This window comes from Paraburkholderia sp. MM5482-R2 (assembly GCF_050436125.1).
Lineage (GTDB): Bacteria > Pseudomonadota > Gammaproteobacteria > Burkholderiales > Burkholderiaceae > Paraburkholderia > Paraburkholderia tuberum.
This window is the reverse complement of sequence record NZ_JBNDLP010000002.1, coordinates 269,500-281,208: the sequence shown is the minus strand read 5'-3', so window position 1 is coordinate 281,208 and position 11,709 is coordinate 269,500. Positions and strand designations below refer to the sequence as shown.

12 protein-coding genes are annotated in these 11,709 nt (G+C 64.1%); 8 read left to right on the top strand and 4 right to left on the bottom strand.

Going from position 1 to position 11,709, the window contains the following annotated elements:
* Positions 1–156: 156 nt before the first annotated feature.
* On the bottom strand, positions 157–1,755 hold the full coding sequence (dnaA, locus tag OKW37_RS04335; RefSeq protein WP_429407886.1) for a chromosomal replication initiator protein DnaA: 1,599 nt from the start codon (positions 1,753–1,755) through the stop codon (positions 157–159).
* Positions 1,756–2,138: 383 nt separating this feature from the next.
* Here dnaA and rpmH point away from each other — a divergent pair, with 383 nt between their 5' ends.
* From rpmH to yidC, 4 genes are all read left to right on the top strand, one after another.
* Positions 2,139–2,273, top strand: coding sequence for a 50S ribosomal protein L34 (gene rpmH / locus OKW37_RS04330; protein WP_004198824.1), 135 nt, complete (start codon positions 2,139–2,141; stop codon positions 2,271–2,273).
* Between the two features lie 19 nt (positions 2,274–2,292).
* Positions 2,293–2,772, top strand: a complete 480-nt coding sequence (locus OKW37_RS04325; protein WP_429407888.1) for a ribonuclease P protein component — start codon at positions 2,293–2,295, stop codon at positions 2,770–2,772.
* A 112-nt stretch (positions 2,773–2,884) separates the two neighbouring features.
* Complete coding sequence (yidD, locus tag OKW37_RS04320) at positions 2,885–3,115, top strand: membrane protein insertion efficiency factor YidD (protein ID WP_167050029.1); 231 nt, start codon at positions 2,885–2,887, stop codon at positions 3,113–3,115.
* A 30-nt stretch (positions 3,116–3,145) separates the two neighbouring features.
* Positions 3,146–4,804, top strand: a complete 1,659-nt coding sequence (yidC, locus tag OKW37_RS04315; protein WP_184060959.1) for a membrane protein insertase YidC — start codon at positions 3,146–3,148, stop codon at positions 4,802–4,804.
* Between the two features lie 137 nt (positions 4,805–4,941).
* Here yidC and OKW37_RS04310 read toward each other — a convergent pair whose 3' ends face one another.
* Positions 4,942–5,349 carry a helix-turn-helix domain-containing protein gene (locus tag OKW37_RS04310; RefSeq protein WP_018418931.1) on the bottom strand — a complete coding sequence of 136 codons (408 nt, stop codon included), beginning with the start codon at positions 5,347–5,349 and terminating at the stop codon, positions 4,942–4,944.
* A gap of 382 nt (positions 5,350–5,731) precedes the next feature.
* Between OKW37_RS04310 and mnmE the strand changes: the two genes are divergently transcribed.
* From mnmE to OKW37_RS04295, 3 genes are all read left to right on the top strand, one after another.
* The gene (gene mnmE, locus OKW37_RS04305; protein ID WP_429407890.1) at positions 5,732–7,126 is read left to right on the top strand and encodes a tRNA uridine-5-carboxymethylaminomethyl(34) synthesis GTPase MnmE; all 1,395 of its coding nucleotides are present in this window, start codon (positions 5,732–5,734) and stop codon (positions 7,124–7,126) included.
* 184 nt (positions 7,127–7,310) lie between these two features.
* Positions 7,311–8,501, top strand: coding sequence for a tyrosine-type recombinase/integrase (locus OKW37_RS04300; protein WP_429407892.1), 1,191 nt, complete (start codon positions 7,311–7,313; stop codon positions 8,499–8,501).
* Positions 8,502–8,747: 246 nt separating this feature from the next.
* Positions 8,748–8,909 carry a hypothetical protein gene (locus OKW37_RS04295; protein ID WP_184036753.1) on the top strand — a complete coding sequence of 54 codons (162 nt, stop codon included), beginning with the start codon at positions 8,748–8,750 and terminating at the stop codon, positions 8,907–8,909.
* 99 nt (positions 8,910–9,008) lie between these two features.
* Here the strand turns inward: OKW37_RS04295 and OKW37_RS04290 are convergent, their stop codons facing one another.
* Positions 9,009–9,338, bottom strand: a complete 330-nt coding sequence (locus OKW37_RS04290; RefSeq protein WP_090802296.1) for an ecotin precursor — start codon at positions 9,336–9,338, stop codon at positions 9,009–9,011.
* Positions 9,339–9,623: 285 nt separating this feature from the next.
* Here OKW37_RS04290 and OKW37_RS04285 point away from each other — a divergent pair, with 285 nt between their 5' ends.
* Positions 9,624–10,745 (top strand): diguanylate cyclase, encoded by a 1,122-nt coding sequence (locus OKW37_RS04285; protein WP_429407895.1) that lies wholly within the window; start codon positions 9,624–9,626, stop codon positions 10,743–10,745.
* Between the two features lie 29 nt (positions 10,746–10,774).
* Here OKW37_RS04285 and OKW37_RS04280 read toward each other — a convergent pair whose 3' ends face one another.
* On the bottom strand, positions 10,775–11,614 hold the full coding sequence (locus OKW37_RS04280; RefSeq protein WP_429407897.1) for an SDR family NAD(P)-dependent oxidoreductase: 840 nt from the start codon (positions 11,612–11,614) through the stop codon (positions 10,775–10,777).
* Between the last annotated feature and the right edge of the window lie 95 nt (positions 11,615–11,709).

Below are 11,709 nucleotides of genomic sequence, written 5' to 3'. Positions count from 1 at the left end.
TTTCCCGTTCGGACCCGACAGCGCCGCCGGGTTGTGAGTCCCCTGCCCGTTTCTCGATTTACAGCGTTTTCGCGGCCTCATTCAAACCACTGCGTAGCCGCTTCCGGCGTTTCCTGCCGCCGACGTCCGTTTCACGGTCGCGTGCGGCCAGCCCGTTTAGCCCTTCAGCGTCTGCTCCAGCACGTGCAGTTCGTGATTCAGCTGCGCGTCCTTGCTGCGCTCGTCGGCGATCTTGCGCACCGCGTGCAGCACCGTCGTGTGGTCGCGCCCGCCGAAAAGCTCACCGATTTCCGGCAGACTCTTCTGCGTCAATTCCTTCGCCAGGTACATCGCGATCTGCCGCGGCCGCGCGATGTTCGCCGGACGCTTCTTCGAATACATGTCCGCGACCTTGATGCTGTAGAAGTCGGCGACCGTTTTCTGGATGTTTTCCACCGAAATCTGCCGGTTCTGCACCGTCAGCAGGTCTTTCAGCGCTTCCTTGGTCAGTTCGATCGTGATTTCGCGGCCGTGGAACTTCGAATACGCGAGGATCTTGCGCAGCGCGCCCTCGAGTTCGCGCACGTTCGAGCGGAGATGCTTCGCGACGAAGAACGCGACGTCCTCATTGAGGCTCACGAACTCCGATTGCGCTTTGCGCATCAGAATCGCGACGCGCATTTCGAGTTCGGGCGGCTCGATCGCCACCGTCAGTCCGGAGTCGAAGCGCGAGATCAGGCGATCGTCGATACCCGAGATTTCCTTCGGATACGTATCGCTCGTGATAATCACTTGCGCCTTGTTGGCGACCAGCGCCTCAAAAGCGTAGAAGAATTCCTCCTGCGTGCGCGACTTGCCCGAGAAGAACTGAATATCGTCGATCAGCAGCAGGTCGAGCGAGTGGTAGTAGCGCTTGAAGTCGTCGAACGCCTTGCGCTGGTACGCCTTCACGACATCGGACACGTACTGTTCCGCGTGGATGTAGCGAATCCGCGCGCCGGGTTTGTCCATCAGCAACTGATTTCCGATAGCATGGATCAGGTGTGTCTTGCCGAGGCCCACGCCACCGTACAGGAACAGCGGGTTATACGAAATGCCGGGGTTGTCGGCGACCTGGATCGCCGCGGCGCGCGCGAGCTGATTCGCCTTACCGGTCACGAAGTTGTCGAAGGTCAGCACGGGGTTCAGCTTCGAGCGCTCGTACATCGAGTCGCTCTCGCTGGATGCCGTCGCGCCCACGCCTTGGCCTGGGCGCCACGTGCGACGTCCGGCGGCGGCTTCGTTCGCGTCCAGGCTCGGCAGATCGAGATCTGCGACGTTTTCGGCGGCGCTGCGCGAATTCGCGTTTTGCGCTGCGAGCGCCGCAGCCGCGGCTGCGGGATTCGCGCGCGCGGCATGCGCGGCATGCACGGCGCCGACAGCCGCATCGACGGCCGCGACGCCGCCGGCATTACCGCCCTGCGGCGCGGCCGAAGCCGGGCGTGCCGACGACGGAGCCGGCGCCGCGGCCGTTGGGCTACGCATACCGGCCTTCGGATCCAATACGAATTGCACGTCCACCGGCGCATGCCAGAAATCGCGGGCCATATCCGCGATGCGGCCGGAGAACTGGCTCTTGACCCAGTCGAGCTTGAAGCGGTTCGGCGCGGCAATGCTCAACGTGTTCGCATCGGCGTCGAAGGCGACCGGGGCCAAGGGTTTGATCCACGTCACGTACTGCTGGGGCGTAAGCTCACGCTCCAGCAATGCGGAACAGTGTTGCCAGAATTCGTTCATCAAGTTGCTATCGTTATGGTGTGCACGGCGGTCGCCGCTGCCCCTGTCGCGCACGCGCAACAAGGCCCTGAGCAGCCAGGCGTAACAGCCCCAGGCGCCTGTGCCACAAGGGTCTGCGGGACAAGCGTGCCGGAGCGGCGTGCAACATTTTTGGGAAGTAAGGCGAGATTCTAACGCCAAAACGAACCCGAAAGTGAGTTATCCACAGGGACCGATCGCTTGGTCCGGCAACCCCCGGCTGCGCCAGACGACGGCTAAACTATTGACGGCCAACGGAAAACCAGTTTAAATAGCGGGTTCCGCGAAAACCAATTTCAGTAAACCACCGGCCATTGCGCTTTCAGCGATGATCGCGCGGTTTTTTTCGATCAAGTGAGAGCAACATGAAACGTACTTACCAACCTTCCGTTACCCGTCGCAAGCGCACCCATGGCTTCCGCGTTCGCATGAAGACCGCTGGCGGCCGCAAGGTCATCAACGCACGTCGCGCGAAGGGCCGCAAGCGCCTCGCGATCTAAGGCAAGCGGATTGCGCGCTGTGACCGAAACCCGCGGCGAAGCGGGAGCGGCCGGGGCGCAGCAACCGGGCTCGGTTCCGTTGCGAGCGCAAGCCGCCTTCCCCAAAGCCGCAAGGCTGCTAAAAACGGATGAATTTTCATCCGTTTTTCGTTTGCGGCCGTGGCGCCGTACCGCACACTTCGTCGTGTACGGCCGGCCCACCGGCAACGAGGCGCGTCTTGGCCTCGTGATCGGTAAGAAGTATGCGCCGCGCGCGGCCACGCGGAATCTGGTGCGCCGGATCGCGCGCGAAGCCTTCCGGCTGCGTCGCGCGGAATTCGGCGGTTGGGATGTGCTGCTGCGTCTACACACGCGTTTCGACAAAAAAGCTTTGCCGAGCGCGTCATCGCCGCCGTTGAAGGCGCTGTGCCGCAGCGAAATCGAGGCGCTGCTCGACAAGGCAGCGCGCGAAATTACCCGTCGTCAGGCGCCGCCCGCGGAGGCGCCCAAGACGGAATGACGCAGTGACCGCCCGCACCACGGTCGCCGCAATGGGCGTTGCGCCGGCAGCTTCAGAGCGCGGGCGTCGTCCTGTACTTCACGTTGCGCGGCGCCGTACGGCCGCACCTGCCATGCAAACGGTACTCTTCGCTTTATTGCGCTTTTACAAGCTTGCCGTGAGCCCCATGCTCGGCAACCGGTGCCGTTTTTACCCTTCCTGCTCTGATTACGCGCGCGAGGCAATCCAGTATCATGGCGCCGCGCGCGGGACTTATCTCGCCGTGAGGCGTGTTTGCCGCTGCCACCCGTTTTCCGCGGGCGGCATCGATCTCGTCCCGCCACCCACTTCTGAAAAGCGCTGACGCGCCGTTCCATCGACACTGAGACAACGCATGGATATCAAACGCACCGTCCTATGGGTCATCTTTTTCATGTCAGCTGTCATGCTGTTCGACAACTGGCAACGCGACCACGGACGCCCGTCGATGTTCTTCCCGAGCACGACGCCGACCCAGACCGCCGGCAGCGCCACGCCGGGCACCACGACACCGGGCACCCAGCCGGCCGATCTGCCGACAACCAACGCGGCCGCGCCGGGCAACGCGCCAGCGGCCGAGCAATCGCAGCTCGTGAAGTTCGGCACCGACGTCTATAGCGGCGAAATCGACACCCGCGGTGGCACATTGTCGCGCCTGTCGCTCGTCAAGCAGGGCGACGGCAAGCAGCCGGATCTCGTGATCACGCTGTTCGACAAAACGAACAATCACACGTATCTGGCGCGCACAGGCCTGCTCGGCGGTGACTTCCCGAATCACAACGACATCTTTACGCTGATGCCGAATCAGCCGACCCATCTGGCCGACGGCCAGAACTCGTTCCAGATGAGCTTCGAGTCGCCGGAAAAGGGCGGCCTCCGGGTCATCAAGACGTATACGTTCACGCGCGGCAGCTACGTGATCGGCGTCGAGACGAAGGTCCAGAACGTCGGCACCACGCCGGTGACGCCGCAGCTCTATATGGAACTCGTGCGCGACGACCAGCCGGTCGAAACGCCGCGCTTCTCGCACACGTTCATCGGACCGGCTGTCTACACGAACGAGCATCACTTCCAGAAGATGACGTTCAGCGATCTCGACAAGAACAAGCAGAACTTCGCGACGTCGGCCAACGACGGCTGGGTCGCGATGGTCCAGCACTACTTCGCGTCGGCCTGGATTCCGCAGGAAGGCGTGAAGCGCGAGTTCTACGCCGAGAAGATCGATCCGTCGCTGTATCGCGTCGGCATGAAGGAGGCGATGCCGACCATCCAGCCGGGCCAGACCGTCAGCGTGTCCGCGCGTCTGTTCGCCGGTCCGGAAGAAGAAAAGATGCTCGCAGGTATCGCGCCGGGTCTCGATCTGGTGAAGGACTACGGCTGGGTCACGATCATCGCGAAGCCGCTGTTCTGGCTGCTGTCGAAGATCCACGGCTATGTCGGCAACTGGGGCTGGTCGATCGTGCTGCTCACGGTGCTGATCAAGGCGGTGTTCTTCCCGCTGTCGGCCGCGAGCTACAAGTCGATGGCGCGCATGAAGGCGATCACGCCGCGCATGCAGGCGCTGCGCGAGCGTTTCAAGGGCGATCCGCAGAAGATGAACGCGGCGCTGATGGAGCTGTACAAGACCGAGAAGGTCAATCCGTTCGGCGGCTGTCTGCCGGTCGTGATCCAGATCCCGGTGTTCATCTCGCTGTACTGGGTGTTGCTGTCGTCGGTGGAAATGCGCGGCGCGCCGTGGATTCTATGGATCCATGATCTGTCACAGCAGGACCCGTACTTCATCCTGCCGATCCTGATGGCCGTGTCGATGTTCCTGCAGACCCGCTTGAACCCGACGCCGCCGGACCCAGTCCAGGCGAAGATGATGATGTTCATGCCGATCGCGTTCTCGGTGATGTTCTTCTTCTTCCCCGCAGGTCTCGTGTTGTACTACGTCGTGAACAACGTGCTGTCGATCGCGCAGCAGTACTACATCACGCGGATGATGGGCAGCTCGAAGGTGAAGCCGGCCTGATGTTCCGTCCGGTGGCGGCCCGCAGGGCCGCCGTGACGCAAGCTCAAAACGAAAAGCCGCCCGGTGCGAACCGGGCGGCTTTTTTTATGGTGCGGCTGAAGGAAATGCGGCGGGCGGCTGCGCTTGAGTTTCGTCGTTCACTCTTCGTCGGAATCTTCGCCGTAAAAACGCACGATCATTTCCTCGACCAGATTCCGGTCCTTCGGGGTCAACGATGCGATCTTCGAAGCGAGTTCGATCGTTTCGGGTGTCGGCGGATATTTTTCGCCACGTGCCATCGGTCGTGCGCTGGCGCCGGGCGGTGGTCCGTAATGGAGCCAGTGCTCCTTGACGTTCAACCATTCGGCGAGCGTGCGCAACTTGTCCGGCTTCGGGATCGTCGTGCCCGTCAGCCATTTGTGTGCGGTCTGGGGCGTCACGGGCCGCTCGCCGTAATAGCGAAGATTGAATTGCTCGGCGAGTTTGGTCCCGCCGCGGATTTTCAGCGGCTCGAGCAGATCCTTCAGCCTCTTGGCGAAGGCGGCTTTTTCTTTGTCGGTCGGCATGGGCCAGATTGTGCAATTCGGAGTTCAGCCAGTTGACAACCGATCAAGCTTTGTTTTCTCTTATTTGAGATAGTTTTAGCTTGTAGCGCGCGCCCCGTAACGCGTTGCGCGAATTTGATTTTTTTCATCTCTCGATTGCCAGGCTTGGCTTTGCCTGAACCGCAGTTCCTGCCGAGTCTCAACAATTCCTAAGTAGCGCGGTAACAATCCTAGCTTAATTGAGATAAATCTGAGTTGTTCAAACAATAGAGGCGAACGGGCACGTCATCCGCTTCGCGTCCTTGTCGCCAGCGCTTCCGTGCGAAGCGCGCGCGTTACAATGCCTCGCGCCGGCTCGACCGACGCGGCCCTGCTCCTCCCCTCCCGTTTCACCCGACTTCACATGCTCACGACCGACTCCGATCCCATCGTTGCCATTGCTACCGCGCCCGGCCGGGGAGGCATCGGCGTCGTGCGGATTTCGTCCGGCCGCGCTGGCGCGGCGGCGGCCCAGCCGTTGATGCAGGCCCTCACCGGCCAGACGCTCGCGGCGCGTCACGCGAGCTACGTGCCGTTTCTCGACGCGAGCGGCAATCCGCTCGATCGCGGCATCGCGCTGTACTTTCCGGCGCCGCATTCGTACACCGGCGAGCACGTGCTTGAACTGCAAGGCCATGGCGGCCCGGTCGTGCTGCAATTGGTCCTGCAACGCTGCATCGACGCCGGCCGCGCGTTCGGTCTACGGCTCGCCGAGCCCGGCGAATTCACGCGTCGCGCGTTTCTGAACGACAAGCTCGACCTCGCGCAGGCCGAGGCCGTCGCCGATCTGATCGAGGCAAGCACCGAGGCCGCCGCGCGTTCGGCCGGCCGCTCGCTCGACGGCGCGTTCTCGCGCGACATCCACGCGCTGGTCGAAGAGGTGATCACGCTGCGGATGCTGGTCGAAGCGACGCTCGACTTCCCGGAAGAGGAGATCGACTTCCTCGAAGCCGCCGACGCGCGCGGCAAGCTCGTGCGCATACGCGAGCGTCTCGCGCACGTGCTGAGCGAGGCGCGCCAGGGCGCGTTGCTGCGCGAAGGTTTGTCGGTCGTGCTGGCGGGGCAACCGAACGTCGGCAAGTCCTCGCTGCTGAATGCGCTCGCCGGCGCCGAACTCGCGATCGTCACGCCGATCGCCGGCACGACGCGCGACAAGGTCGCGCAGACGATCCAGATCGAAGGCATCCCGCTGCACGTGATCGACACGGCCGGCCTGCGCGAGACCGAGGACGAGGTCGAGAAGATCGGCATCGAGCGCACATGGGGCGAGATCGAGCGCGCGGACGTGGTGCTGCATCTGCTCGACGCGCGCGCCGGAATGACGGCCGGCGACGAAACGATCGCCGGACGCTTTCCGCGCGGCGTGCCCGTCGTCCGCGTGCTGAACAAGACCGACCTGACAGGGCTCGCGCCCGCGACGCAGGCGCTCGACGCCGACCTCGAACTTAGCGAGGTGCGGCTGTCGGCGAAGAAGGGTGACGGCGTCGCGCTGCTGCGCGACGAACTGCTGCGGATTGCCGGCTGGCAGGCGGGCGCGGAGAGCGTCTATCTCGCGCGCGAGCGGCACCTGATCGCGTTGCGCGCGGCCGACGAGCATCTGGCGACCGCCGCCGTGCATGCGGAGCAGAACGCGCAGGCGCTCGATCTGTTCGCCGAGGAATTGCGGCTCGCGCAGGATCAACTGAACTCGATCACCGGTGAGTTCAGTTCGGACGATCTGCTCGGCGTGATTTTCAGCCGATTCTGTATCGGCAAGTAACGCCGAACTTGTGCGTCGCCGCAATACGGCCGTCATATAGGCTCTCGCGGCCGAATCGGTGCCGCTGCCGCACACGCGAAAATCGCACTCCGTCGACCAAAAACCCACCGGATTTTTGGTACACAACCGGGCAAAGGATTTAGAATCCAGCTGTCCGAGCCTAAACGTACAGCGTCCCCAAAGCATGCCCCGCCTCGCCACCCCGCTCACCGAATCCGAGATCCGCGCGCTCGAACCGCGCACGACCCGCTACTGCGTCGCCGACGGCAACGGCCTCGTGATCGAGGTCATGACGACCGGCACCAAGGTCTGGCGCTTCCGCTATACGTTGAACGGCAAGCGTCAGCCGCTCGCGACCATCGGCGATTACCGGATGATTTCGCTGCGCGTCGCGCGCGCGAAGGCGCAGAAGTACGCGGCGCTCGTCGCGCAGGGCATCTCGCCGGTCGCCACCGCGCGGCGCGATCGCGGTGCCGAGAGCAAGGCCGACGTGCTGCGCGAAGCGGCCGAGCTTTATCTCGCGACGGCGCTGGCCGGCAAGTCGGATGAATATCGCCGCACCACGCGGCGCGCGCTCGACAAGGACGTGCTGCCCGCGATCGGCAACAAGCCGATCGGCGCGGTCACCGCTGACGACGTCGTCGCGATCTGCGAGCGCATCAAAAGCCGCGGCTCGCCGAAAATGGCGCTGCACACGCGCAACGTCGTGAAGCGCCTGTACGCATATCTGATCGCGCGCCAGCTCGCGACCAGCAATCCCGCGGAGGTCGTACCGGCGCGCTCGATCGCGACCTTCGACAGCCGCACCCGCGTGCTGTCCGGCGCCGAGATCGGTGTCATGCTGCGCACGATCGACACATCCAATATCCGCCGTCCGCTGAAGCTCGCGCTGCATCTGCTGGTGCTGACGATGGCACGCAAAGCGGACCTCGTCGAATCGACATGGGTCGAGTTCGATCTCGACGACGCGCTGTGGACGATCCCCGCCGCGCGCCTGAACGCGCGCGAGGACCGCGTCGTCCGTCTGCCGCGTCAGGCGGTTGCGCTGCTGCGCGAGCTGCAGCGCGGGCGCACCAGCGAGACGTTCGTGTTCCCGAGCGTCAGGGGCGACGATCGGCCGATCGCGAAAAGCACGCTGAACCAGGCAGTCAAGGCATTGGGGCTCGACGTGGAGCATTTCGTGCTGCATGACTTTCGTCGCACCGCGTCGTCGCATCTGCGCGACATGGAACAGCAAACAGCTGCGGGGGGCGACATCGCGAAGCGTGAAGCAACCGACGAAGCGGCGTGGCAGGATCGCATGCTTCAGAGTTGGGCGGACTTTGTCGATAGCCAGATGGAAGTCGCGCGGCAGACGGCGAACGGGACGGCTTGACGGCATTGTCATGGGTTTTGGCGCCATGTGACGCTTGCCGTCAGGCCGGCAACAGGATGGTACACAGGCTAATGCGACCTCGCCCAGACGCTAGGCAAATAAAGGAAAAATCATCAAAAAAACAGGTTTCCAAACCGGGCGCAAATGCACCTTTTTTCGCTTCTCTGGACCGTTTGACATCGTCGTTCTTTCCCCGCTTCCTTCGCCTACACTGAGAGATGGATGCAAGCCGATACGGAGGTTCCGATGCCTGAATCAATGCTCGCTTATCTGATGGGGCCCGCCGTCATGCTGGTGGTCGGCCTTGCCATCTGGATGATGTCGCGTCACCGCGACCCGTCCAGGCCGCCCAGGCTCGAGCGCTGGCTCGACACGCATTACGCGGAGTGGCTGCATCACAAGCATTAAGCCGTGCCTCAAATGGAAAAAGGCCGTCGCATTGGGCGACGGCCTTTTTGTCTGCGCGTTGTTCGGCTGAATCATCCGCGCATCAGAGCCTGGCCGCGCTCACCACTGCGGCTCGGGTTGCGGTTGCGCATAGCCGTACTGTCCGGGCGGCGGTGCGCCGCACGCGACATAGGCGCGCTGATACTGGTCGTAGCAATATCCGGGCGGCGGTGCCACGTAAGCCGGCGCGGGCTGGTACGCGGGCTCGGCATAGACCGGCTGCGGATACGCGACCACCGGCGCCGGCGTCAACGCCGAGGTGACCACCGCGCCCAGCACCGCGCCGCCAATCAGCGCACCCACCACATCACCGCCGTGTCCGTGCGCGGACGCCTGGCCCGCCACCGTCAAACTACCCGCCATTACCAACGCCACTGCGATCTTTTTCATATTGAGCTCCCGCCGTTCAGGCATGGACGAATTGTCGCCGGCGCGCGCGGAAATAGATGCTGCAGTTGGTAACCGGAGATTAACTCTGTAACAGGTGCATAACGTTGGACGCGTTAACCCACGCGAGGCATTGCGCTGCTTTTCATCCAGGCATCGCGGGGAAGATCGCCGCGCTGGCCTTGATGCGGGCGCCGACTATTATCTGACCAAGGGCAGTGGTCAACGAGCGCCTCGCCTCCCCGCAAGCTGACGCGCCCTCCCTGAACTTCATCCCGGCCGAGCCACATGGACACCTCTAAACCGCCCCAGAACGCCGCAACGCTGCATCCCGCAGACGACGCGAACGCGCAGGCGCAGGCGCACGCGCTCGTCGCGGAGGATGCGCCCAGTCTCGCCAGCGACGACGCGCTCGCGCGCATCCTCGCCGACCCGCCGGCGGCCGAGTGCCCGATCATGGTGCTGCTGGTCGGCGACCAGGCGGTCATCGCCGAGGGGGTGCGCGAGGCGCTCGCCGACGAGCCGGGCATCGACTTTCGCTACTGCGCGTCATGGGAAGACGCGGTGCGCTGCGCCGAGGAAACGCGCGCGACGGTGATCCTGCAAGATCTCGTGATGCCGGGCACCGACGGTCTGACGCTGGTGCGGCAATACCGGCTGAATGCCGCCACTCGCGACATCCCGATCGTCGTGCTGTCGACCGACGAAGAGCCGCTCGTCAAAAGCGCGGCGTTCGCGGCCGGTTCGAGCGACTACCTCGTGAAGCTGCCCGACCGCATCGAGCTGATAGCGCGCATCCGCTATCACTCGTGCTCGTATCTACACCTGCTGCAACGCGACGAGGCGTACCGCGCGCTGCGGCAATCTCAGCGGCAACTGCTGGCGACGAATCTGGAGTTGCAGCGGCTCACGCATTCGGACGGTCTGACCGGCCTGTCGAACCGCCGCTACCTCGACCAGTATCTGGCCGCCGAATGGCACCGTGGCACCCGCGACAAGACCGGCCTCGGCCTCCTGATGATCGACGTCGATCACTTCAAGGCCTACAACGACACCTACGGGCACGTCGCCGGCGACGAAGTGCTGAAGAGCGTCGCGCATACGATCGAAGCGTGCCTCGGCCATTCACTGGATCTCGCCGCGCGCTTCGGCGGCGAGGAGTTCGCGGTGGTCGTCCCGGACACGTCGGCGGGTGGCTTGCGCCTGCTCGCGGAGAAAATCCGCATCGCGGTCGAAGACCGCGCGATCACCCATGCGGGCTCGGCAGAGGGCGTCGTCACGATCAGCATCGGCGCGGCGATGGTGGTGCCGTCGGCCGCCGAACCGGTCACGACGCTGATCGAGGCCGCCGGCGTCGGCCTGTATCGCGCGAAACACGACGGCAAGAATCAGGTGGCCGTGAGCGGCTGAGTCTGGCGCCGCCCTCCTCAACCTTCGGCTTACGCGGCCACGGCGCGCGTATAGCGCTCGGCCGGCGCGCTGCGCGACAGATTCGGCTGCAGATGCAAACGCGCGCTGTTCAAACGCTCCCAGTCGGCGGCATCGGGCAACGACGGGATCGTCACCAGTTCGCCCTGATCGAGACCGGCAAGCGCCGCGTCGACCATGTCCTCGGCGCTCATCACGATCTGCGAAGGCAGGTTCTCGACCGCGAGACCCGCGCGATCCCAGAACGCGGTGCTCGTCGCGCCCGGCAGCACCGCTTGCAGCCGCACGCCCTTGCCGCCCACCTCGTGATGCAGCGACTGCGTGAGGTTCAACACGTAGGCCTTGGTGCCGCTATAGGTGCCGTTCAACAATTCCGGCGCCAGCGCGACGATCGACGAGATATTGATCACCGTACCGGCGCCGCGCGCGATGAAGCCCGGCAACACCGCCGCCGTCAGGCGCGTGAGCGAGGTCACGTTCAGCTCGATCATCTGCTCGAGTTCATCGATGTCGGAGTCGAGCAGCGTCGCGGTCGCGCCGACGCCCGCGTTGTTGATCAGCATCGTGATGCCTGGCTCGGCGCGCAACTGGTTCTCGGTGCGGCGCACGTCGGCCTTGTTGGTCAGATCGGCGCTGACGGTGCTCACGCGGCGGCCGGTTTCCTTCGTCAGCCGGTCGGCGAGGCTGCTGAGGCGTGCGCCGTCGCGCGCGATCAGCAGCAGGTCGTAGCCGCGTCGCGCGAGCCGGTCCGCGTAGACCGCGCCGATACCCGACGATGCGCCCGTGACCACCGCCGTACCCTTGCCTTCGTTCGAATTGCCTTGTACGCCCTTGGCTGCCTGCGTTGCCATTGAAGCTCTCCTTGTGGGCTGCGCATGATGCGGCCGCCCTGTCCGGTGAATGGGAACATCCGTGAACTCGCCGCCTGGCGGCTTTTGCGCTGATA